Here is a 23,636-nt window from a genome sequence, read left to right as displayed (position 1 = left end):
TTTTTTCATGAACCTGCTCGTCCTCGGCCTTAACTATCAAACTGCACCGCTTGCGGTACGGGAACGGCTGGCCTTTAATCCGGATGAGTTGCCTTCGGCATTGGCCGACTTAGTCGCGCTCAAAGGCGTTTTTGAAGCTGCGATTGTCTCCACCTGTAATCGAACCGAGCTGTATTGCCACGCTCGCGATATCGAGCAAGTGATGTATTGGCTTGCAGATAACAGAAATCAAGACTTGGGTAGCATTACCTCTCATATGTATATCTATGAAGGCGAAGCTGCGGCGCGGCATGCTTATCGCGTGGTGTCGGGTTTGGATTCGATGGTGGTGGGTGAAACGCAAATTGTTGGCCAATTTAAAGATGCCGAACGATTGGCGCGAGATGCCGGCACCTTGGGGACTTTGCTCAATGGGGTGTTTCAACGGGCATTTTCCGTAGCCAAAGAAGTTCGCACGCGAACGCAAATTGGCGCGTCATCGGTGTCGATGGCCGCTGCGGCGGTGCGTTTAGCCGAGCGTATTTTCCCTTCGATTAGCGATTGCAAAGTGCTGTTTATTGGTGCCGGTGAAATGATTGCACTGTGCGCCACGCATTTTGCGGCACAAAACCCTAAAAAAATCGCCATTGCTAATCGCACGCTCGAGCGCGGTCAAGTGCTAGCGCAGCAATTTAATGGCGAAGCGATGTTGTTGGCCGATTTACCGGCCAGAATGGCCGAGTTTGACGTGGTGGTCACGTCCACTGCCGCGTCGTTGCCGATTGTGGGCAAGGGCATGGTCGAGCGAGCTTTAAAAGCGCGCCGTCATCGACCAATTTTTATGGTCGACTTGGCCGTACCGCGTGATATAGAAAGCGAAGTCGCCGATTTAAGCGATGTGTATTTATTCACCGTGGATGATTTGGCCGAAGTCGTCCGCCAAGGGATGGCGTCGCGATCGTTGGCGGTAGAAAGCGCCGAAGCGATTATCAGCGAGCGCTTGAGTGATTTTAATACTTGGTTAGCCAGCCGGGCTTTGGTGCCGACGATTCGCGATTTACGCGATCATTCCGAGCGCATTACCCGAACTGAAGTCGCCAAAGCGCAAAAACGCTTGGCTGCTGGTGCTGATCCCAGTAGCGTGATCGAGCAAATGGCGCAGCAAATGAATAATAAATTTTTGCATGCTCCGCTTGCTGCGCTCAATAGTGCTGCGCCAGATGAGCAAGAAGCTTTGGTGAATTTAGTACGCCGTTTATATCGATTACAAGATATTGATTAAACGCTGGGCTAGGGAGTATATGAATATGGCTTTTATTGTTTAAGGGTTATATTCATATACTTAGTTTTTTTTGACTTGTTGTCGTGTTGGGCAGCAGGTGCAGCCTGCGGCATTGCCTCCCCGTGATTGGGGCAGGGTTAGAGTAGGGTGATACGGCGCGCATTCGGCGCTGTCACTCAGGCTTAGCCCGAGTGAAAGGCGCTATCGCTTAAATAGCGAATGGGCTTATTCAATGGCTTACCTTAACGGATCATTCACAATCTGAATAAACGCTCTATTTATTGATTGTGCAGCCACAATTATTAGCATTGGTTTGAGTTCGGCGAGGTTTTAATCTTGCATGTAGCTCGCCTTATGGAAACAGCATGAAACCATCAATTCAAGCCAAATTATCGCAATTGGCTGATCGTTTAGAAGAAGTTAGCGCTTTATTGGCGTCTGAAGAAGCCACGCGCGATATGGACCAATATCGCAAATTAAACCGTGAATACAGCGATATCACTCCGGTGGTTGAGTTGTGGCATGAGTTTAATCGCATCAATGCCAATTTGGCCGATGCTGAGTTGATGCTGTCTGATCCAGAAATGGCTGAATTGGCCGCGGAAGAAATCAAAGACGGTAAATTGCGCCTTGAGCAGCTCGATTATGATTTGCAAACCGCGCTACTGCCTAAAGATCCGAACGACGAGCGCAATATTTTCCTCGAAATTCGCGCTGGTACGGGCGGCGATGAAGCGGCGTTGTTTGCCGCTGATTTGTTCCGCATGTATAGCCGCTACGCCGAGCGTAATCGCTGGCAAGTTGAAATCATGTCGGTGAACGAATCTGAACTCGGTGGCTACAAAGAAGTGATCGCGCGCATTGTTGGGCAAGGCGCGTATTCGCGACTGCGTTTTGAATCGGGCGCACACCGCGTACAGCGGGTGCCAGCGACGGAAACGCAAGGGCGGATTCATACCTCGGCGTGTACCGTGGCGGTGATGGCCGAGGCCGATGAGATGGAAGAAATCAACATCAATCCAGCCGATTTGCGGATTGATACTTACCGCGCCAGTGGGGCCGGTGGTCAGCATATTAATAAAACCGACTCGGCCGTGCGCGTGGTGCATATTCCGACCGGCATTATTGTTGAGTGCCAAGATGATCGCTCGCAACACAAAAATAAAGCCCGGGCGTTAGCGGTGCTGTCGGCGCGAATTAAAGACGCGCAAATGCAAGAAATCAACGCCAAAGAAGCTGCCGAGCGCAAATCGTTAATCGGCTCGGGCGACCGCTCGGAGCGCATCCGCACGTATAATTATCCGCAAGGTCGAATGACCGATCACCGCATTAATCTGACCTTATACAAGCTCGATTACATCATGGATGGCGATTTAACTGAGCTAACACAAGCCCTGATGAGCGAGCGCCAAGCCGAATTGCTGGCGCAACTGAGTGATTAGCAGAAAACCTTTTACCACAGAGACACTGAGGCACAGAGAAATTAGATTCAACTTATGTTGTGATTTCTCTGTGTCTTTGTGCCTCTGTGGTTCGAAATTTTTTTAGATTTTTTTGGCGCGCGCATAAATGAATGTATTTTACGAAGAAGATGGCAGCTTTAAGGTTGCAACGATCCAAGACGAGCAGCCGGCGAGTTTGCAAGTCGAAGATACCCGCGGTAAGCGCAGCAAAATCAAGGCCGCCAATGTCTTGCTCAAATTCGATAAAGTCGGTTTGGATGACTTTTTCAAAGCCGCGCAAAGCGAAGCTGCCGACGTTGATGTGACTTTATTATGGGAATGCTGCGGTGGCGACGAACTCAATTTTGCCGCGATTGCCGCTGAGTATTTTGGTAAAAATCCAAGCTTAATTCAGCAAGCTGCTGCCGCGATCGCCCTGCACGCTGCGCCGATGTACTTTTATCGTAAAGGGCGTGGCAATTACAAAGCCGCGCCAGAAGAAAACCTCAAAGCGGCATTAGCTGGTTTAGAGCGTAAACAGCGTGAAGCCGAGCAAATGGCGGCATGGCAAGCAGAATTACTAGCAGGTATATTGCCAGAAGCCTTTAAGCCTATCCTCTCTAAGCTAATACATCGCCCAGACAAAAACGGTTTGGAATACAAAGCGTTGGCGCAAGCAGCAGAAAGCGCGCAAACCTCGACTTTGCGTTTACTGGATAAAGTTGGTGCGATTCCCAATATCGCGCAATATTTCCTCGATGGCTTTTTGGTGGAGCATTTCCCTAAGGGGCGTGGTTTTGCTGAATTTGAGCCGGTGACTGCGCCGGAAGACTTACCGATTGCCGACGTAAAAGCGTTCTCGATTGACGACGCCACCACCACTGAAATCGACGACGCGTTCAGTTTGCAAAAATTGAAAAACGGTAACTGGCAGGTCGGCATCCATATTGCCGCGCCCGTGCTCGGTATTGCGCCAGGCTCAGCGCTGGATCAAGTGGTACTCGATCGCCTGTCGACGGTGTATTTCCCCGGCGACAAAATCACCATGTTGCCCGACGACGCAGTGGATGTGTTTACGCTAGAAGAAGGTGCGGCGCGCCCAGCGGTATCGATGTATTTGGAAGTGTCGCTCGGCTTTGATATTTTGAGCTACCGCTCAGTGATCGAACGCGTGCCCGTGGTGGCCAACTTGCGCCACCATGATATCGAGCCGTATTTCAACGAAGAAACCGCCGGTCAAGACGGGCCAGATTATCCGTGGAAAGACGAGCTCAATTTCTTGTGGCATTTTGCTGGTGCGCTCGAAGGGCGTCGCGGTAAGGCCGATCAACCGCAGCAAACGCGGATGGATTACAACTTTTATATCGACCGCGATGTGGTGGATGGCGTTGAGAATGAGAAAGTTCGCATCGTGCCACGCAAACGCGGCGCGCCGATGGATAAACTGGTCGCCGAGCTGATGATTTTGGTCAATAGCCAATGGGGTAAAGAGCTGCGTGACGCGCAAATCGCCGGTATTTATCGCTCGCAAGGCGGTGGCCGCGTGCGCTTGTCAACACAGGCCACAGCACATGCGGGTCTTGGCGTGGAATGCTATATGTGGTCGAGCTCGCCGCTACGCCGTGCTGTGGATTACATTAATCAACAGCAATTAGTGGCCATGCTGCGCGGCGAAAAACCGCGCTACCAAAAAAACGACGCTGAATTATTCACCGCGATTTCCTCATTTGACGCCGCTTATGCCGCTTACGCTGAATTCCAAGATAAGATGGAACGCTACTGGTGCTTGCGTTTCATGGAGCAAGAAAACCTAAAAGACTTTAACGCGCAAGTGATTAAAGAAAATCTGGTACGCATTGACGGTATGCCTTTGGTGCTGCGTGTCGGTGGTCTGCCTGAATTACCGGCAGGAACTACCGTCGCCTTGCAACGTCTAAATATTGATTATCTGGAATTAGCCGTCGAGATGCGTGTGGCAAGAATGTAAAGCGCAGTCACCGAGCGAGTGTTAGGCTCGCTGGTTTTGCCTGATTGACGCTACGCGTGGTGCTGGCAAGCTTTACCAGAATATTTTCTTGGCTTTCTATTGCTTGCCATCAAGCTTTTGCACTAATACTGTTAAATTGACTTCAGCGCCGTTAATGATCACGGCGTTGCTGATTTGGAATACGTGAATTTCGTGGCCGCGTTTAACAATTAAACGCCTACTCACAAGGAATAATGATGCAGCCTAACCGCCGGCTCAGTGATTTTTTACCGTTGAAATTTGCCAACGGTAATCAAGTAAAGCAATTCTCTAAGCCCTGTGTTCGTTGTGGCACGATGCTCGACGCCAAACAAATGAATGGCATTGCGCGTTTGGTAGAAAACCACATTGCGATTGCCGCAACAGCGCAATGCCCAAAGTGCAGCGAAAACTTTGGCGTAGCTTGTGTGATTAACCCCGATAAGCAAGTGAAACGGGTGGTGTTGCCGCGCGTGCTATTTAATTTGTATTTACGCGCTTTGCCGGTGCAAAAAGGCGAAGTGAGCGCTCAAGCTACGTTGAATCGTGGCGGTGTTACGCCGTTGCCTGAAGTGCGTGATGCCATGGAAGACGCCGCCGAAATCGCTCGCCAGCAAGCCAGTAGCAAGCAAGTAAAAGCACGCGATATCGTTCGTTCCGAAGAAGCGCTAGGGCGTTTTAACGAAAAAGCGATTCCAGCTTGGCTGTTACTGGATGGCCAGCGTTTTGACTTTGAACGCATCGCCCCCAACGCACAAGTGGGCGAAGGTGAATTTTTGCTCGATGGCTGTTTGATTTATCGCGCCAAAACCTAATTGATTCTGGGCGCTCAGTCACTGTCAGTACCAGCAGTGAGGCCGGGTGAGACCGGGCGATCAGAAAGTTTTTGCTTTACTACTTACATTGGGCATTTTCGCCAATGCAATTTATAATCGAGCCCTATTTTAAATGCGCTTAAGTGAACGCTCTGTTTAGGGCACTTGGTCCACCCTTTCGGTATGACCTGCAGCGCGGGAGAAAACCATGCAACGCAATATGCTCAAGTCCAAACTGCACCGTGTAACGGCAACGCACGCCGAACTGCATTATGAAGGTTCGTGCGCGATTGATGAAAATCTACTCGATGCCGCCAATATTCGTGAATATGAAGCCATTGATATTTGGAATATCAACAACGGCTCACGTTTCTCGACGTATGCCATTAAAGGCCAACGTGGTTCAGGGATTATTTCAGTGAATGGCTCAGCAGCGCGCCATGCACAAGTGGGTGATTTATTGATCATTGCAACTTTTGCCGATTACGACGACAGCGAACTGGCCGACCATAAGCCATCGTTGATTTATGTCGATAACAATAATCAAATGACGCACAGCAAAAATGCAATTCCAACGCAGCAGCTTTGATCGCCAACTGGCCGCGGATTAAACGCTGCGACCTTGCCTTTCATGGCCAAATCCCCTTTCGCCGGTGTTGCCAAAGGGGATTTTTTTTGCGCTCGGATGGCTAAAAAAGAATGCCCGTCAGCTCAATGAAGGAATGATGGAATGAATATCACTGCAGTAAAAGAATACCTACTGACATTGCAACAAAATATCGTCGCGACATTAGAAAACATCGATGGCTGCTGTTTTCAAACCGACCGCTGGCAGCGCCCAGAAGGTGGCGGCGGCATTAGCCGAGTGATCGAAAACGGCGCGGTGTTTGAGCGTGGTGGGGTGAATTTCTCGCATGTATTGGGCGCGACTTTACCGCCATCGGCGAGCGCGCATCGGCCGGAACTCGCTGGCTGTGCTTGGGAAGCGATGGGCGTTTCTTTGGTGCTCCATCCGCGTAATCCGTATATTCCAACAGTGCATATGAATGTGCGGTTTTTTATCGCGCAACCCGCGGCGGGTAGTGATGCTGAGCCCGTGTTTTGGTTTGGTGGCGGCATGGATTTAACGCCGTATTATGGCCACCGCGAAGATGCGTCGCATTTTCATCAAACCTGTCATCAAGCGTTAGCGGGGTTTGGCTCTGATTTATATCCGCGCTTTAAAGACTGGTGTGACCGGTATTTTTATTTAAAACATCGCCAAGAAGCGCGCGGCATTGGTGGGATTTTCTTTGATGATTTTTCTGAGCTGGGTTTTGCGCAAAGCTTGGCAATGATGCAATCGGTGGGCGATGCCTTTTTACCGGCGTATACCCCGATTGTGGCGCGCCGCCGTGATTTGGAATATGGCCAGCGTGAACGCGATTGGCAAGCATATCGCCGTGGTCGTTATGTTGAATTTAATCTGGTTTGGGATCGTGGCACTTTATTTGGTTTGCAGTCGGGTGGTCGCACTGAATCGATTTTAATGTCGATGCCACCCATGGCGGCGTGGCGTTATGATTATCAACCAGAAGCGGCTTCGCCAGAAGCGGCTTTATTGCGCGACTTTTTACCGATTCAGCACTGGCTGGCATAAAGCCAAATGGCGGAACGCTTTGCCAAAGCGTTTCGCCTATCTCTGCGCGGACGCAGCATTGCGTCCGTTCATCGTTTGATCTCCTTGCGGCTTGCTGTCGCAATCTCCCCTTGTTGCCCTAGCAATTTTGCTATTTGACTCGAAAAACCACAGATTGCTGCGTTTTCTATTTCAGCTTGCGATAAGCAAAAAGTAAGCTAATTTAATAACTGTGTATCAATTCCCGAGTTAGTGGCATTTTTAGGCAAAGGGTATCGCATGGCGAAGACCATTTTAATTGTTGATGACTCATCGAGCATGCGACAAACCGTCGGTATGGCTCTAAAAAAAGCCGGTTATGACGTCGTAGATGCCTGTGATGGTCGTGATGCTTTAAGTAAGCTCGATGGCCGCAAATACAACCTCATTATTTCGGATGTCAATATGCCGAATATGGATGGGATTAGTTTTGTTAAAGCCGCAAAACAGTTGGCAAATTATCGGTTTACGCCGGTGATCATGTTAACCACCGAATCGGGTGAAACACTTAAAAATGAAGGCCGTGCCGCCGGAGTTAAAGCTTGGGTGGTTAAGCCATTTCAACCGGCACAAATGCTCGAGGCCGTGCAAAAACTCATTTTGCCGTAATGCCATTTCTAAATTGGCATGAACCTCGATGAAACCAAAATGGTGTATCAGCAATGACTGAACTTATTTTGAACGGCGAACAAACCATCTACCAAGTGCGTGACACTTATCAGCAACTCAAATCGATCCTGAATGAAAGCAAAGGTTTGTCTTTGTCTTTACAGCAGATTCAAGAATGCGATTGCGCTTTTGTGCAGTTACTACTCTGGGCCAAGCAAGAGGCCGAGCGCCAACAGCAGCCATTGCAGTTGTTGCAACCGACTGCAGAATTAAAAGAGCTGGTGAGCTTGCTGGGTTTAAGCGATTACCTATTCGCGCCAAATCAGGAGAGGCTCAATGCATGACGAGGGACTACAGGCGTTTATTGATGAGGCCAATGAGCTATTGCAGCAAATGGAGCATATTTTGCTCGATGCTGAAAATGCCCAAGGCAATATTGAGCTGCTCAATGCGCTATTTCGAACGATGCATACCATTAAAGGTTCGGCGGGATTATTTGCGCTCGATGACATCGTTAAATTCACCCACGAAGTAGAAAACGTTCTCGACTTACTGCGAAATGGCAGCATTCAGCTCGATGAAGCTTTAGTCAGTGTCATGCTGCGTTGTCGTGACTATGTGCAAAGCATGGTCGATGCGATGAGTAATACCGCCATTATTCCGTCGGCGGATGATCGTGCCGCTTTACTGGCCGATTTGCAGCAATATCAAGTTGAAAAGCCCGTGGTTGCGCCAGTTTCGCCAGTCACGGTGCTCGAGACTACGCCAGCGCAGCCAGTGGACGCGGGCTCAAGTTGGCTGATCTTTTTGGGCTTTAGCCCTGATTTGCTGCAGCATGGTTTGGACTTGGCGAGCTTTTTTCGGTTTTTGGCGCGGCAAGGCCGGATTGAACGGGTACTGCCATTCACCGATACGCTGTTCAACACGCGTGATTTTGACCCTGAGCATAATTATTTGCAGTTTGCGCTGCGCTTTGAAGGCAATACCACGGCAGCCGCGTTACATGATGTATTTGAGTTTGTGCGTGAAGACAGCCTGATTTTGATTGCCCCATTGGCCGAGGCACGCGAGTTTTTACAGCAGCAAACCGGGCAAATTGCGCCTGAGGTGTGGGAAAAAATCAATGCCGCATGGGTTGAATTAGGGCTCGCACCGCTGGAGGTAGAACAACCAGCGCCAGTGGAAGCGCCGATTGTGAGTCGTCCCGCAGCGGAAACCACGGCGCAGCAAGCGGGGGCTAAAAAAGTCAAAACTGAGAAAACCGGTGAAACCACCTTTTTGCGGGTGGAGGCTGAAAAGCTCGATAGCTTGATTAATTTAGTCGGTGAATTAGTGATTTCCGGTGCCGCAGGTAATTTGCTGGCCAGTCAAAACGGTGCGATGGCTTTGCAAGAGTGGAGCTTGAGCATGAGTAATCTGATCGAGCAAATTCGCGCCGGCGTGCTGTCAATGCGGATGGCGCAAATTGGTGAAGTGTTTCAGCGCTTTCCTCGTGTGGTGCGCGATGTGGCCAAAGAATTGGGCAAAGACATTCATTTAGAAGTCACCGGCGCGGAAACCGAGCTGGATAAATCGATGATTGAAAAGCTCTCTGACCCATTAATGCACATCGTTCGTAATGCAATGGACCATGGTATTGAGTCCAAAGAGACAAGGATCAAGGCCGGCAAGCCAATACATGGCACTGTTTACCTTAATGCTTATCACGAATCAGGCAGTGTGATGATCGAGGTGAGCGATGATGGCGCGGGCTTACGCCGCGATAAAATTTTCGCCAAAGCGGTGGAGCGCGGCTTGGTCAGTGCCGAGGCGCAACTCTCTGAGCAAGAAATATTCAGCCTGATTTTTGAGCCGGGATTTTCCACCGCCGATCAAGTGACCAATTTGTCGGGTCGCGGGGTGGGCATGGACGTGGTGAAAAAAAGCATCGATGCGCTACGTGGCCATGTGATGGTTGATTCCGATGTCGGGGTTGGTACGGTATTGCGAATTCGGTTACCGCTGACTTTGGCAATTATCGATGGCTTTTTGGTGCGCAGCAGCAATGCCACGTATGTGGTGCCATTGGAGTCGGTCATCGAATGTATTGAATTACCCGATGAATTAAAACTTGACGGTAGTTTGGACCATTTAAATTTACGCGGCGAATTATTGCCTTTATTGCGCTTATCGAATTTCCTTGAATTGGAATCGGATGATCAAGCAATAGATCGCGCCAATGTGGTGGTGATTCGCGCCAATGAAAGAAAAGTCGGTTTAGTGGTGGATGCTTTATTGGGTGAGTTTCAAACGGTGATTAAGCCTTTAGGTACTTTATTTCAGCATCTTAAAGCCATTGGCGGCTCAACGATTTTAGGTAATGGGCAGGTGGCATTGATTTTAGATGTCAGTGAGCTGGTGCAGCATGTCACGCTGCGCGATGCGGAAATTTTTAGTTTTAACCATGAATTGGCCACTCGGTCGGTAGTGCATAGCCATTTGGCATTTTGATTGTGTTTTCGGTAAGCGCCGAACCAAGGAGAAAGCGATGAATTCAACTAAAAACATGAGCGTTGCAATGCGGCTGGGTCTAGGCTTTGGCGCGCTAGTGGTGATGCTATTGATCTGTGTGGCGGTCGCGGTGCAGGGTTTGGCACAAATTAATGCCCAGCTCGATGATATTGTGAAAGTCAAATTTTCTCGTAATGATCTGTATGCTTTGATGGTCGATAAGCTGCAAGAAATGCGCGTGCTGTATCGGCAATCGGTGATCGAAGAGGATGAGAGCAAACTCAAAGGCATTGACGAAAAATACCAAGCCGCAAAGAAAGCGTTTTTAGAAGCGCAAACGGCTTTTAATAAATCAATGGAAGAGCACGATGGCCAAAATTCGCGCAAAGAAGTTGAGATTCAAAATCAGCTCAAAGCATTAATTCCGCCAACATTTGAGCTCACAGATAAAGCACAAATGTTAGGCTTGGAAAATAAAGCCGACGAAGCAAAAGTAGTTTTGCAGCAAGTGATTGTGCCAATGACCAATTTATTGCAAGTGGTGCGTGATTTGGGCGATGAGCAAACGCGTTTAAGTCAAATTAGTGGTAAAGACGCGTCTGCCAGTGTCGACAAAACCAAGTGGTTATTGGTGACGGTGGCTTTGATTGCCTTATTACTGTCGATTGCAATTAGCTGGCTGATTATTCGCTCGATTACCCGTGCTTTGGGCGGCGAGCCGTATTACGTGCAAGCGCTGATGTTTGAATTGTCCAAAGGCAATTTAATGATTGATGTTGCAGTACGTGATGGCGATAAAACCAGCTTGGCGTATGCGATTCGCACCATGGTTGAGCGTTTGCGCGGCATTATTATTGAAGTAAAAAGCAATACCGACAATATGTCTGCCGCTTCAATGCAATTGTCGAGCACCTCACAAAGCCTATCGCAATCGTCAAGCGAATCGGCGGCCAGTATTGAGGAAACCTCATCTTCGATTGAAGAGATGACCTCATCCATTAATCAAACCAATGAAAACGCCCGATTAACTGAAAGCATTGCCACCAAAGCGTCTCGCGAAGCTTCAGAAGGCGGCGCGGCGGTCCGTGAAACCGTTGAAGCGATGCGTAAGATCGCCGAGCGTATTCGCATCGTGGATGATATTGCCTACAAAACCAATCTCTTGGCGCTCAATGCTGCGATTGAAGCGGCACGTGCCGGTGAGCATGGTAAAGGCTTTGCGGTGGTGGCTGCCGAGGTGCGTAAATTGGCCGAACGCAGCCAAGTGGCAGCGCAAGAAATCAGCGAGGTGGCCAGCAATAGCGTGGCTTTGGCTGAACGCGCCGGTAGTTTGCTCGATGAAATGGTGCGCTCAAGTACTAAAACTGCCGATTTAGTGCAAGAAATTGCCGCCGCCGCCAATGAGCAAGCCGGTGGCGTGGGGCAAATCAATAGCGCGGTGCAGCAAATCAATAGCTCGACGCAATCCAATGCTTCAGCCAGTGAAGAGCTAGCGGCCACCGCCGAAGAAGTCAGCTCGCAAGCGGGCAATTTACAAGATGTGATGGGATTTTTTCAAATTGATAGCACCAGCCACCGCCGTAGCCATGTGCAATCGGGCAAAGGGATGGGTAAAAAACAATCATCGGCTCAGCATGCACCCCAATCATCGGGTTTAGATGAAAATGATTTTGTCCATTTTTGAGAGGAGGTGAATGATGGGGGCGCTCGCATTAATGAACAAAACGGCCGGTAAAAGTGATGCAGAAGTCCAAATGCAAAGCACCGAGCAATATCTTTCATTTCAACTAGGGGGGGAAACTTTTGCGATTGGGATTCGCTCGATTCGAGAGATTTTAGAGTACGAATATTTGACCGAAGTGCCGATGATGCCGGACTTTTTGCGTGGTGTGATGAATTTGCGTGGCGCCGTGGTGCCGGTAACGGATTTGGCCTTGCGCTTTGGCCGAGCCCGCACTGAGCTGGGCCGGCGCACTTGCGTGGTGATTGTTGAAGTTTTAGATCCTGAAACTGGCGCGGCGCAATTGATTGGCGTGTTGGTCGATGCGGTGCATGAAGTGTTAACCATTGCGCTGGATGATATTGAAAGAGCGCCGCAGTTTGGCAGTAAATTACGCGCCGAGTTTATTTCAGGCATGGCGTGTGTGGATAATCGCTTTATCGTATTGCTGGATATTTCACGGGTATTGTCGGTGGAGGAAATGTCGGTCTTGGCTGGGATTGAGCATGATGGGGTAATGCCAAAAATGGATGAGAGCCACTCTCATGAAGAGCTTCATGCAATTAAATGATGCCACATTTGCCCGTTTTAGCGCGTGGATGCGCGAGCAATCGGGCATGCATATGCCCGAGAGTAAGAAAACATTATTGCAGCAGCGTTTATTGAATCGTTTAACCGCACGGCAAGTGAGTACGTATGAAGCGTATTTGCGAGTGTTACAAGATCCAGACGAAGTGCAAGAGCAAGCCATTGCGGTGGATTTACTCACCACGCACGAGACTTTTTTCTTTCGTGAGCGCAAGCACTTTGATTGGATGCAGCATGAAGTAGCGGCGTGGCCTAAAAATCGCGCACTCAAAGTCTGGAGCGCCGCTTCATCCACTGGCGAAGAAATTTGGAGTATTGCCATGGTTTTGGCGCATCAGCTTGGTGAGCAAGCCGATTGGCATGTACTCGGGAGTGATATTAGTTTGCGGGTGATTGCGCAGGCGAATGCGGCGCATTATTCACTCACCCGCGCTGATGGCATCCCTAGCACATTGATGCGCAAATATTGCCTTAAAGGTGTCGGCAAGCAAGATGGCTCATTATTGATTGCGCCAGTGCTACGAAATAAAGTCGGGTTTAGACAAATTAATTTGGCAGCGCCATTACCGGAAATTGGCTTGTTTGATTTTATTTTTTTAAGAAATGTGCTGATTTATTTTGATGGTGATGGTAAGCAGGATATATTAAATAGAGTGCTTAAAAAATTAAAAAATAATGCGTATTTATTAGTGAGTCATTCTGAAAGTCTATATGGTTTAAATGATAGCTTGAAGTTAATTCAACCTGGAATTTATCAATATAAATCGCTGGCGGGAGTTTGATTTGTTGGTCAATATATACATAGGCAATGGCTGTGTATGATTTATAACTGGTAATTACGCACTTTGCTTCTGGCTTTTAAAATTCCAGGCCTAAAAATAGAGCAGTAATAAAAAACCTAACTGCTACGATATTTATCGGATAAAAATATGATTAAGGTCATGGTGGTGGATGATTCGGCGGTAATTCGTCAGGTGGTCAGTGCAGTTTTAAATGCAACTGTAGATATTCGCGTGATTGATTCAGCGCCTGATCCGGTTTATGCCCTCGAAAAAATGAAGAAAAATTGGCCCGATGTCTTGGTGCTCGATGTTGAAATGCCCCGCATGGACGGAATTACGTTTTTGAAGCAGCTGATGAGTGAGCGGCCAACGGCGGTGGTGGTTTTATCCTCGCTCACCACACAAGGATCGGTCACTGCGATTGAGGCGTTGCGTGCAGGGGCGGCGCAGGTGTTGGCCAAATCTAGTTTAGGGGTAAAGCAGGCGCTACTGGATGATGCCGCAAGTTTGGTCAGTGCGGTTCGAGCCGCAGCACGGGCCAAAGTGGCGTTGCTAAAACCCAAGCCAGATACGCCGCCGATTATTGTGCGGCCTAAATTAACTGCCGATGTGGTGATAGCACCACCGACTCAGGGCGCGATGCTGCAAACGACAGAGCGTATTGTCTTACTCGGGGCTTCAACGGGTGGCACGCAGGCTTTGGAAGAGGTGTTAAAAAAACTCCCTCGTACTTGCCCACCGATTGCGATTGTTCAGCATATGCCACCTAATTTTACTGAATCATTTGCGAATCGTTTAGATCAGTTGTGCGATATCGATGTGCGCGAAGCCAAGCATGGTGATCGATTATTGCCAGGTTTGGCGTTGATTGCGCCAGGCGGCAAGCATTTGATGATTAAGCGCAGTGGCGCTCAGTATTTGGTGGATGTTGTTGATGGACCATTGGTGAGTCGACACTGCCCATCGGTGGATGTGTTATTTCGTTCGGGCGCTAAATTTGCCGGGCGCAATGCCATTGGCGTGATTATGACGGGGATGGGCGATGATGGCGCTAAGGGCTTAAAAGAAATGCAAGACGCCGGTGCAAAAACCTATGCCCAAGATGAGAACAGCTGCGTGGTTTTTGGTATGCCGAAAGAAGCCATTAAATTGGGGGCCGCCGATGAGGTGCTGCCATTGTCGAGAATTTCTAGCGTGATCAGCGCTTAAGGAGTCATTGTGTCAACAACAGTGATGGTGGTGGATGATTCTTCGGTGCAGCGGCGACACGCGGTGAATTTGTGCCGCGAGCTGGAGTTGGAGGTGATTGCTACTGCGGACGATGGGCTCAATGCTTTATTGCAATTAAAAGCACCGACCTTAAAACCAGATTTAATTTTACTCGACTTAGAAATGCCGGGCGTGAATGGCATTGGTTTACTCAAAGAGCTGGGGCGTAGCCATCAACAAGCTGGCATTTTAGTGGTGAGCTCCAGAGAAACCGTGTTGCTGTCTTCTGTGGTGTCTTTAGGGCGCAGTGATGGTTTGCATATTGTTGGTTCAGTGCAAAAACCGCTGACCGCCGATTTATTACGCGCGGCTTTAAGTGGGTTTGCTCCACGCACCACCACGGCCTTGAGTGCGGTTTTACCGGCCGATTTAGTTGCGGCAATCAATGCCGATTTAATTGGTTTTGCTTACCAGCCCCGGATTGATTTACATAGCCGACTGCTACAAGGGCTGCGTGTGGTGCCAACGTGGGATGAGGCGGTTTTTCCCGGGCAAAATCGCGATGCATTGATCGCGCAATTGTATGCCTTGCCGCAATTTACCGCGCTGGTGCAAAGTTTTATGACGCAAGCGCTCAATGATCTGGCGTCTTGGCAGCGGCATGGATTGCGATTGACTATGAATATTCCGCTGCCTTTTGCGACCTTTGCTGCCTATACCATGGCGCCGACTTTTTTAAATGATTTAGCGGCACTACAATTGCCGGCCAATTCAGTCATATTAGAAGTGGCTTGCTGGGCAGGGCGGGATGATGCGGCAAGTATTCTGAACACCTTATTGCAACTGAGGATAAAAGAGGTAGGTATTGCATATATCGATCGTGGGCAAGGCTTTACTTGGCTTGAAGAGCAGGGCCAGCTGCCTTTGAGCGAATTTCATTTATCTGCCGGTTTGATCGAGCGCGCGCAGCAACAAGAGTTGAGTCAATTATTGATTAAATACAGCATTCAACTGGCGCACGATTTATCACTGAAAACCTATGCCAGCAATGTCACCACGGCGGCGCAGTTGCAGCAATTGGAAGCTGCGGCTTGTGATTATGTTTCGGGGGCCATGATTGGCGAGTTAATTACTGCCGATGAAGTACCAAATTGGCGTAAACAGGTGGCGCTCAGCGGCCAAGTTTGATTGATTGCTTGATCCATTTGGCATGGATCAAGCGGCGGATTTAAAAGAAATCAAAAGAAATCAATTCCTGCACTGGTCACCGCACTATGGTGCGATTTGCCCGAATGTATCGTTTTTTGCTCATTGGTGGTGTAGCTCGATTCTAGCTCGTTTAGCCACTGGCTTTGCGCTGGTATTGGGCTTTGTTTGGCCAGTAGCTGTTGTAATTTATCCATATCCCCTTGCACATGTCCCATGATTTGCCCCATTCGATCTTGGTATTGTAAGTGCACCAAGACTTCATGGATTTCTTGTTCGACGGCTTGGCTTTCCGTATTGAGTTGTTGCACGGTTTGATTGAGTTGGTCTGCCGTTTGATGAAAGCCGTGTACGACATCATCAATAATATTTTTTGACTCGCCGATCATGCACGCTTCGGTGATGGATAGGTTTTTGGCTGCTGCTAAAGCGCCTTCTATCGTGGCATTGATCGACTCTACCTTGCTGCGAATATGTTTGCCGGTTTCGCCAGATAGCGTTGACAGTTTACGTACTTCATCGGCAACCACGGCAAAACCCCGACCCGCCTCCCCAGCGCGCGCCGCTTCAATGGCCGCATTGAGCGCCAATAAATTAGTTTGCCCAGCGATTTCAGCCACGGATGTCGCCATTTGTTTGAGCTCAGTATTAAATTGCCCTAGGCCTTCTAGCTCAACCAAGAGCGCGGCGCGATCTTTGAGCACTTGCTCGAGCGCTTGAACAATATTGTTTAGTTGCGCCTCAGAGCGATTGATGGTGGCAATCACATTGCCGCCGTGTGCGCCATCGGAAGCCAAACGAATTGTGCCCCCCAAACTCTCGATAATATCGGCAAAGTGCAGTGCTAATTTATCCACCGCTTCTTGGCTTTGATCGCGCGCCAAGATTAAATTGCGTTGCCAAAGCGGCAGTAAATCCACCAGCAATAAGGGCAATTCATTGTGAATTGGCGGGGGCGGCGGCGCGGCTTCGACGCCTTGTTGTGCTGGATTTTGCTGCTGGCTAATGAGTAATGCGCCGCAGATTACCACGCCAAGCAATAGACCTTGCCACCAAACTGAGGCAATCAGGCTACTGATTGCGCAATTTATTATTGCAATTGCAAGCAAGTAAGAGGTTTTTATAGACATTTTTCGTAATCTTTATGTAGGCTGTTGATCCGTCATAGAAGATAAATGTTGCTTCGGCTAGTGGTGTTTCGCCTGATTTTGCTTAAGTTTTGGTTTTTTATTTTTTCAGCAGCAAATTATTCTGGCACACTTATCCATTGGGCGATTTTTTCTTGATGAAGTCGGTTAAACGATGTGGTGAAGTCTGCTACTCAGACATTGATATTGCATAGGAATAGACGAATGGACATGGCATTTCCTAACGAGCAGGGGATGTACGACCCCGCCAATGAACATGACGCTTGTGGTGTGGGTTTTGTTGCTCACATCAAAGGCCAAAAAAGCCATCATATTATTGAGCAAGGTTTGCTCATTCTAAAAAATATTGACCACCGTGGCGCAGTTGGCGCGGATGCTTTAGCGGGGGATGGTGCAGGTATATTGATCCAGATCCCTGATGCGCTATTTCGCAAGGTGACACTCACCCAGGGTATTGTTTTACCGCCGATGGGCGATTACGGTGTCGCAATGTGCTTCTTGCCCCAAGAAGCCGCAGCCCGCGCCGCCTGTGAAGAAGAAATTGAGCGCGCAGTTCGCGCCGAAAAACAAGTTGTACTGGGTTGGCGTGATGTCCCCGTTAACCACGATATGCCGATGTCGCCGCTGATTAAAGCCACTGAGCCAGTGATTCGCCAGCTCTTTATTGGTCGTGGCAATGATGTGTTGGTCACTGATGCGCTAGAGCGCAAGTTGTACATCATTCGCAAACGCGCCAGCCATGCCATTCGCGCCTTAAAGCTTAAATACGGTGGCGAGTATTACATTCCGTCGTGTTCCGCTCGTACTATCAATTACAAAGGTTTATTACTGGCCGACCAAGTGGGCGAGTATTACCTAGATTTGCAAGATCCTGCCTGTATCTCGGCGCTGGCCTTAGTGCATCAACGCTTCTCGACCAATACCTTCCCAACTTGGGATTTAGCCCATCCATTCCGCTATATCGCGCATAACGGCGAAATCAACACTTTGCGTGGCAATGTGAACTGGATTCGTGCGCGTGAAAAAGCCATTAGCTCGCCGGTGCTGGGCAAAGATATCGACAAAATCTGGCCACTGATTTATCCGGGACAATCGGATTCGGCGTCATTTGATAATGCGCTGGAATTATTGGTGATGGGCGGTTATTCGCTAGCGCAAGCGATGATGATGATGATTCCTGAAGCGTGGGAACGTAACGGTGAAATGGATGAAAATCGCCGCGCTTTCTACGAATATCACGCCGCCATGATGGAGCCTTGGGATGGCCCAGCCGCTGTGGCGTTTACCGACGGCCGCCAAATCGGCGCGACGCTGGATCGTAATGGTTTACGTCCAGCGCGCTATTTAGTCACCAACGATGATTTGGTGGTGATGGCGTCTGAATCGGGCGTATTGCCGATCAGTGAAGAGCGCATTAATAAAAAATGGCGTTTGCAACCGGGCAAAATGTTCTTGATCGACTTGGAGCAAGGCCGAATCATTGACGATAAAGAGCTTAAAGACAGCCTTGCTAACGCCAAGCCGTATCGCGAATGGATTGAAAAAATCCGCATTAAGCTCGATGACATCGAAGGCGACGATGGCGAGGTGAGTTTCCCGCCGCCCGATGCTCACTCGCTGCTCGATCAACAGCAAGCCTTTGGTTACACGCAAGAAGACCTCAAGTTTATTCTGGAGCCAATGGCCAAAGCCGGTGAAGAGCCGACTGGCTCTATGGGTAATGACGCTGCGCTGACGGTGTTGTCGCGGAAAAACAAGCCGCTGTACCATTACTTCAAGCAATTATTTGCTCAGGTGACCAATCCGCCGATCGACCCGATTCGTGAAGAAATGGTAATGTCTTTGGTGTCGTTTATTGGCCCGAAACCGAACTTACTTGGCACCACCGACATTAACCCACCGATTCGCCTCGAAGTGGCGCAACCGGTCTTATCTAGCGCGCAGTTTGAAAAAATCCGCAATATCGGCCAGTACACTGGCGGTAAGTTTTATTCGCATCAACTGGATATCTGCTACCCCGTTGCTTGGGGTAAAGAGGGCGTTGAAGCGCGCTTAGCGTCTTTGGTGGCCGAAGCGGAAGACGCCGTCAAATCTGGCGCCAATATTTTGATCGTTTCTGATCGGGCGATGGATGCCAAGCATGTGGCGATTCCTGCCTTGCTGGCCACCTCGGCGATTCATCAGCACTTGGTAAAACGCGGCCTACGTACCAGCACTGGTTTAGTGGTTGAAACCGGCTCAGCGCGAGAAACGCACCATATCGCCTTGCTTGGCGGCTACGGCGCAGAAGCGGTGTATCCGTATTTGACCTTGGCTACGCTGGCGGATTTGGCGTATGCCAATGGCGGCGACGCGGAGCTGGCGGCGAAATACCAGAAAAACTTCATCAAAGCCGTGGGTAAAGGCTTGATGAAAGTGATGTCAAAAATGGGCATCTCAACGTATATGTCGTACACCGGCGCGCAGATTTTTGAAGCGATTGGCTTGCAAAAATCAGTGGTGAAAAAATACTTCACCGGCACGGCCAGTAATGTTGAGGGTATTGGTCTGTTTGACATTGCTGAAGAAGCGGTGCGGCTACATACCTCGGCATTTGGTAGCGACCCAGTATTGGCCAATCAGCTGGATGCCGGTGGCGAATATGCCTTCCGGATTCGTGGTGAAGACCATTTGTGGACGCCAGATTCGATTGCCAAATTGCAACACGCAACGCGCAGCAATTCGTATTCAACGTACAAAGAATACGCCGCGCTGATTAACGATCAAAGCAAACGTCACCTGACTTTGCGTGGCCTGTTTGAAATTAAACCGGCGGGCGCACCTGTGCCGTTGGCTGAAGTTGAATCGGCGGCCGAGATTGTGAAACGCTTTGCCACGGGGGCGATGTCGCTCGGCTCGATTTCGACCGAAGCGCATTCAACCTTGGCGATTGCGATGAACCGCATTGGCGGTAAATCCAATACCGGTGAAGGCGGTGAAGACGCGGCGCGTTTTGGCGTGCTGAAAGCCGGCCAAACGTTGTCGGATGTGATCGGTAAAAACCGCATCGAGCGTGATTACACGTTTAAAGAAGGCGATAGCCTGCGCTCGGCGATTAAACAAGTCGCATCGGGCCGCTTTGGGGTGACGACGGAATACTTGGTTAACGCCGATCAAATCCAGATCAAAATGGCGCAAGGCGCCAAGCCCGGTGAAGGTGGTCAATTGCCGGGGCACAAGGTTTCCGAATACATCGGTAAATTGCGCCATTCGGTGCCGGGCGTCGGCTTGATTTCTCCGCCGCCACATCACGATATTTATTCGATTGAAGATTTGGCGCAGCTGATTCACGACTTGAAAAACGTCAATCCAGTGGCGTCGATTTCGGTGAAATTGGTGGCTGAAGTCGGCGTGGGTACCGTGGCGGCAGGGGTGACTAAAGCCAAGGCCGATCACTTGGTGATTGCCGGCCATGACGGCGGCACTGGTGCTTCGCCACAATCGTCGATTAAACACGCGGGCGGTCCGTGGGAATTAGGATTGGCTGAAACCCAGCAAACGCTGGTGCTGAACAAGCTGCGCGGTCGAGTTCGGGTGCAAGTTGACGGCCAAATGAAAACCGGTCGTGACGTGGTGATTGGCGCCTTGCTCGGTGCGGATGAATTTGGTTTTGCCACCGCGCCGCTGGTGGTGGAAGGCTGCATTATGATGCGCAAATGCCATCTGAACACTTGCCCAGTCGGCGTTGCGACGCAAGATCCAGTGCTGCGTCAGCGTTTCTCGGGTCAGCCTGAGCATGTGGTGAATTACTTCTTCTTCGTTGCCGAAGAAGCGCGGCAAATCATGGCCGAAATGGGCGTTCGCACCATTGATGAATTGATTGGCCGTTCTGATTTACTGGATAAACAGGCAGGGGTAGACCATTGGAAGACCAAGGGTCTGGACTTTAGCAAGATTTTCTACCAACCCAAAGCCGCACCAGAAGTGTCACGCCTGCATGCCGAACAGCAAGATCATGGCTTGAATAAAGCGCTCGACAATCAATTGTTGGCGCAAGCTGCGCCGGCGTTGGAACGCGGTGAAGTGACCAAAATCAGTCTTGCGGTGAAAAACATCAACCGTACTGTGGGGGCGATGCTCTCGGGTGAAGTGGCACGTCGTTACGGCCATGCCGGCCTGCCGGAAGACACACTGCAAGTGGCGCTACACGGCACGGCAGGGCAAAGTTTTGCCGCCTTCTTGGCGCGCGGTATCACCATCACCTTAACCGGTGAAGGTAATGACTACGTGGGTAAAGGCTTGTCGGGTGGGCGAATTGTGATTCGTCCGAATGCGGCATTTAGCGGCAAAACTTGGGAAAACATCATCGTTGGCAATACCGTGCTGTTTGGCGCGATTGCCGGTGAGGCGTTCTTTGCTGGTGTTGGCGGCGAGCGTTTCGCGGTGCGTAACTCGGGCGCCACCGCGGTGGTTGAAGGCTTGGGCGACCATGGTTGTGAATACATGACCGGTGGTACGGTGGTAGTTCTGGGGCAAACGGGGCGCAATTTTGCCGCCGGGATGTCGGGTGGCGTGGCGTATGTCTACGATCCTGAAGGCGTGTTTGCTGCGCGCTGCAATATGGCGCAAGTTGCGCTAGAGCGCGTGTTACCCGCTGCTGAACAAGCCGCGCCGTTCCACAATGACATCGCTGATGAAACCCAGCTCAAAGCTTTGATTGCTCGCCATGCAGAGTTAAGCGGCAGTGTGCGTGCCAGCCAGTTGCTGCAAGATTGGCCAGTAAGCCGTGCCGCTTTTGTGAAGGTGTTCCCGAATGAATATCGCCGGGCATTGAAAGAAATGGCCGCAGCGAATGTCAGTGCCGCAGCCGCAGTGAAGGAGATTGCATAATGGGCAAGCCAACTGGATTTTTAGAAATTGAACGCGTCAAAGACAGTTACGAGCCGGTGGCCCAGCGCCTAACGCATTATCGTGAATTTGTTCCGGCATTAAGCGATGACAAAGCCAAATTGCAAGGCGCACGCTGCATGGACTGCGGCATTCCGTTTTGCAATAACGGCTGCCCAGTTAACAATGTGATCCCTGATTTTAATGATTTGGTCTACCACCAAGACTGGAAAACCGCGTTGGATGTACTGCATTCAACCAATAACTTTCCGGAGTTTACTGGCCGTGTGTGCCCTGCGCCGTGCGAAGCCGCCTGTACGCTAGGCATTAATGATGATCCGGTCGGTATTAAATCCATCGAGCGCTCGATTATTGATAAAGGCTGGGAAAACGGCTGGGTGCTACCGCAAATTGCTAGCGTTAAAACCGGTAAAAAAGTCGCTGTTGTTGGTTCTGGCCCAGCGGGTTTGGCTGCCGCGCAGCAGCTGGCGCGGGCTGGTCACGCCGTTACGGTGTTTGAGAAAAACGCCGCAGTGGGTGGTTTACTGCGCTACGGCATTCCTGATTTTAAATTAGAGCAATCGGTGATTGATCGTCGTTTGGCGCAATTAAAAGCTGAGGGTATTTTATTTAAGACCAATACCATTGTTGGTTCTAAAGACATACCTGCTGGTATCGTTTGCGATGCGCAAACCGTGATTACTCCTGCAGAGCTCGATGCTGAGTTTGACGCAGTGATTTTGGCCGGTGGCGCAGAAGTGCCGCGTGATTTACCCGTAGCGGGGCGCGAGCTAAAAGGTGTGCATTACGCTTTGGAATTGCTGATCGCGCAAAACAAACAAGTGGCCGGCGGTGCTGCCAATCCAATCCATGCGGCGGGTAAACATGTGGTGGTGATTGGTGGTGGCGATACCGGTTCTGACTGCGTGGGGACCAGTAACCGGCATGGCGCAGCGAGCGTGACGCAGCTGGAATTAATGCCACAACCGCCAGAGCAAGAAAACAAACCGCTGGTTTGGCCATATTGGCCGGTCAAAATGCGCACTTCGAGTAGTCATGAAGAAGGTGCTGATCGTGATTTTGCCGTGCAAACGCAAGCGTTTGTTGGTGAAAATGGCGTACTCAAAGCGGTGCAGTTGGTGCGTTTAGCATGGCAAGACGGCAAACCGACGCCGATTGCTGGCAGTGAATTTGAACTGCCAGCCGATTTGGTGTTCTTGGCGATGGGCTTTACCCATCCTGTTGCTAGCATTCTTGACGCCTTTGGCGTCGAAAAAGATGCGCGTGGCAATGCCAAAGCCACCACTGAGGGCCAAGCTTGCTATCAAACCAATGTTGCCAAAGTATTTGCCGCGGGTGATATGCGCCGTGGTCAATCGTTAATTGTGTGGGCCATCCGCGAAGGCCGCCAAGCCGCACGTGAGGTCGATCAATTCTTGATGGGCAAAACCGTACTGCCACGTTGATGGGTATTGGCCGGCAGCCCTTTTTAATTAAGTGCTACCGGTAGATACATAGATAAAGAGCCAACATTTGTTGTAGTGCTGTTCACTTAAGCTAAACATTGAGACGCCGACGCAGAGGCGCAGAGACGCGGAGCAAAACACCGCAAAACATCAACCAGTCGCAGTTTAAATTGTGGTGTTTGCTACCGGTTTGAGTTCGGATTTGGTTTTTCTCTGCGCCTTTGCGTCTCTGCGTTAAAAGGTGTGTTTAAGTGAACGGTATGCCGCATTTGTTGGCTTTTTTTATTGTGCTGGCTTCACGGATAAAAAGTGAAAATGAATTCGCACTGTCCGCTAGGCGTGGATTATGAATATCAATGTTTGATTGGCCGT

Annotated in this window: 16 protein-coding genes and 1 pseudogene; 16 read left to right on the top strand and 1 reads right to left on the bottom strand. The window is 50.0% G+C overall.

Features of this window, described 5'->3' with window-relative positions:
- Positions 1 to 7: 7 nt before the first annotated feature.
- The 14 genes from hemA to HQN60_RS04165 all read left to right on the top strand — a co-directional run bounded on the left by hemA (position 8) and on the right by HQN60_RS04165 (position 15,766).
- Entirely contained in the window at positions 8 to 1,261 is a 1,254-nt protein-coding gene (gene hemA, locus HQN60_RS04230; RefSeq protein WP_173532488.1) for a glutamyl-tRNA reductase, read from the top strand.
- Between the two features lie 365 nt (positions 1,262 to 1,626).
- Entirely contained in the window at positions 1,627 to 2,703 is a 1,077-nt protein-coding gene (prfA, locus tag HQN60_RS04225) for a peptide chain release factor 1 (protein ID WP_173532487.1), read from the top strand.
- A 127-nt stretch (positions 2,704 to 2,830) separates the two neighbouring features.
- The gene (locus tag HQN60_RS04220) at positions 2,831 to 4,690 is read left to right on the top strand and encodes a ribonuclease catalytic domain-containing protein (protein ID WP_173532486.1); all 1,860 of its coding nucleotides are present in this window, start codon (positions 2,831 to 2,833) and stop codon (positions 4,688 to 4,690) included.
- Positions 4,691 to 4,923: 233 nt separating this feature from the next.
- On the top strand, positions 4,924 to 5,523 hold the full coding sequence (locus HQN60_RS04215; protein ID WP_173532485.1) for a hypothetical protein: 600 nt from the start codon (positions 4,924 to 4,926) through the stop codon (positions 5,521 to 5,523).
- A 208-nt stretch (positions 5,524 to 5,731) separates the two neighbouring features.
- Positions 5,732 to 6,112, top strand: coding sequence for an aspartate 1-decarboxylase (panD, locus tag HQN60_RS04210; RefSeq protein ID WP_173532484.1), 381 nt, complete (start codon positions 5,732 to 5,734; stop codon positions 6,110 to 6,112).
- A 141-nt stretch (positions 6,113 to 6,253) separates the two neighbouring features.
- Complete coding sequence (hemF, locus tag HQN60_RS04205) at positions 6,254 to 7,162, top strand: oxygen-dependent coproporphyrinogen oxidase (protein ID WP_173532483.1); 909 nt, start codon at positions 6,254 to 6,256, stop codon at positions 7,160 to 7,162.
- A gap of 258 nt (positions 7,163 to 7,420) precedes the next feature.
- Positions 7,421 to 7,789, top strand: a complete 369-nt coding sequence (locus HQN60_RS04200) for a response regulator (protein WP_173532482.1) — start codon at positions 7,421 to 7,423, stop codon at positions 7,787 to 7,789.
- Between the two features lie 53 nt (positions 7,790 to 7,842).
- Positions 7,843 to 8,133 (top strand): STAS domain-containing protein, encoded by a 291-nt coding sequence (locus tag HQN60_RS04195; protein ID WP_173532481.1) that lies wholly within the window; start codon positions 7,843 to 7,845, stop codon positions 8,131 to 8,133.
- Positions 8,126 to 10,279, top strand: a complete 2,154-nt coding sequence (locus tag HQN60_RS04190; protein ID WP_173532480.1) for a chemotaxis protein CheA — start codon at positions 8,126 to 8,128, stop codon at positions 10,277 to 10,279. The genes HQN60_RS04195 and HQN60_RS04190 overlap by 8 nt, the downstream gene beginning before the upstream one ends.
- Positions 10,280 to 10,316: 37 nt before the next feature.
- Positions 10,317 to 11,963: a methyl-accepting chemotaxis protein gene (locus HQN60_RS04185; RefSeq protein WP_173532479.1), complete on the top strand. Its 1,647-nt coding sequence runs from the start codon at positions 10,317 to 10,319 to the stop codon at positions 11,961 to 11,963.
- A 31-nt stretch (positions 11,964 to 11,994) separates the two neighbouring features.
- Entirely contained in the window at positions 11,995 to 12,570 is a 576-nt protein-coding gene (locus HQN60_RS04180) for a chemotaxis protein CheW (RefSeq protein ID WP_217390233.1), read from the top strand.
- Positions 12,557 to 13,369 (top strand): CheR family methyltransferase, encoded by an 813-nt coding sequence (locus HQN60_RS04175; RefSeq protein WP_173532478.1) that lies wholly within the window; start codon positions 12,557 to 12,559, stop codon positions 13,367 to 13,369. Before HQN60_RS04180 ends, HQN60_RS04175 begins: the two co-directional genes overlap by 14 nt.
- 147 nt (positions 13,370 to 13,516) lie before the next feature.
- Entirely contained in the window at positions 13,517 to 14,578 is a 1,062-nt protein-coding gene (locus HQN60_RS04170) for a protein-glutamate methylesterase/protein-glutamine glutaminase (RefSeq protein WP_217390231.1), read from the top strand.
- A gap of 9 nt (positions 14,579 to 14,587) precedes the next feature.
- Positions 14,588 to 15,766, top strand: a complete 1,179-nt coding sequence (locus HQN60_RS04165) for an EAL domain-containing protein (RefSeq protein ID WP_173532477.1) — start codon at positions 14,588 to 14,590, stop codon at positions 15,764 to 15,766.
- 50 nt (positions 15,767 to 15,816) lie between these two features.
- On the opposite strand, the pseudogene HQN60_RS16435 reads toward HQN60_RS04165, so the two are convergent.
- Positions 15,817 to 16,476 (bottom strand): annotated as a pseudogene (locus HQN60_RS16435) (methyl-accepting chemotaxis protein); the annotation flags it as partial.
- Between the two features lie 660 nt (positions 16,477 to 17,136).
- Here HQN60_RS16435 and gltB point away from each other — a divergent pair.
- Both gltB and HQN60_RS04150 read left to right on the top strand, forming a co-directional pair.
- Positions 17,137 to 21,801: a glutamate synthase large subunit gene (gene gltB / locus HQN60_RS04155; protein ID WP_217390229.1), complete on the top strand. Its 4,665-nt coding sequence runs from the start codon at positions 17,137 to 17,139 to the stop codon at positions 21,799 to 21,801.
- Positions 21,801 to 23,264, top strand: a complete 1,464-nt coding sequence (locus HQN60_RS04150; protein WP_173532475.1) for a glutamate synthase subunit beta — start codon at positions 21,801 to 21,803, stop codon at positions 23,262 to 23,264. The genes gltB and HQN60_RS04150 overlap by 1 nt, the downstream gene beginning before the upstream one ends.
- Positions 23,265 to 23,636: the final 372 nt, after the last annotated feature.

Source organism: Deefgea piscis, from assembly GCF_013284055.1.
Classification (GTDB): Bacteria; Pseudomonadota; Gammaproteobacteria; order Burkholderiales; family Chitinibacteraceae; genus Deefgea; species Deefgea piscis.
This window is presented reverse-complemented; position numbering and strand designations above follow the sequence as displayed.

What these genes read in the sequence shown, in the direction of transcription:
- hemA (WP_173532488.1), top strand. Translation starts at nt 8, where the DNA reads ATGAACCTGCTCGTCCTCGGCCTTAACTATCAAACTGCACCGCTTGCG.
- prfA (WP_173532487.1), top strand. Translation starts at nt 1,627, where the DNA reads ATGAAACCATCAATTCAAGCCAAATTATCGCAATTGGCTGATCGTTTA.
- HQN60_RS04220 (WP_173532486.1), top strand. Translation starts at nt 2,831, where the DNA reads ATGAATGTATTTTACGAAGAAGATGGCAGCTTTAAGGTTGCAACGATC.
- HQN60_RS04215 (WP_173532485.1), top strand. Translation starts at nt 4,924, where the DNA reads ATGATGCAGCCTAACCGCCGGCTCAGTGATTTTTTACCGTTGAAATTT.
- panD (WP_173532484.1), top strand. Translation starts at nt 5,732, where the DNA reads ATGCAACGCAATATGCTCAAGTCCAAACTGCACCGTGTAACGGCAACG.
- hemF (WP_173532483.1), top strand. Translation starts at nt 6,254, where the DNA reads ATGAATATCACTGCAGTAAAAGAATACCTACTGACATTGCAACAAAAT.
- HQN60_RS04200 (WP_173532482.1), top strand. Translation starts at nt 7,421, where the DNA reads ATGGCGAAGACCATTTTAATTGTTGATGACTCATCGAGCATGCGACAA.
- HQN60_RS04195 (WP_173532481.1), top strand. Translation starts at nt 7,843, where the DNA reads ATGACTGAACTTATTTTGAACGGCGAACAAACCATCTACCAAGTGCGT.
- HQN60_RS04190 (WP_173532480.1), top strand. Translation starts at nt 8,126, where the DNA reads ATGCATGACGAGGGACTACAGGCGTTTATTGATGAGGCCAATGAGCTA.
- HQN60_RS04185 (WP_173532479.1), top strand. Translation starts at nt 10,317, where the DNA reads ATGAATTCAACTAAAAACATGAGCGTTGCAATGCGGCTGGGTCTAGGC.
- HQN60_RS04180 (WP_217390233.1), top strand. Translation starts at nt 11,995, where the DNA reads ATGAACAAAACGGCCGGTAAAAGTGATGCAGAAGTCCAAATGCAAAGC.
- HQN60_RS04175 (WP_173532478.1), top strand. Translation starts at nt 12,557, where the DNA reads ATGCAATTAAATGATGCCACATTTGCCCGTTTTAGCGCGTGGATGCGC.
- HQN60_RS04170 (WP_217390231.1), top strand. Translation starts at nt 13,517, where the DNA reads ATGATTAAGGTCATGGTGGTGGATGATTCGGCGGTAATTCGTCAGGTG.
- gltB (WP_217390229.1), top strand. Translation starts at nt 17,137, where the DNA reads ATGGACATGGCATTTCCTAACGAGCAGGGGATGTACGACCCCGCCAAT.
- HQN60_RS04150 (WP_173532475.1), top strand. Translation starts at nt 21,801, where the DNA reads ATGGGCAAGCCAACTGGATTTTTAGAAATTGAACGCGTCAAAGACAGT.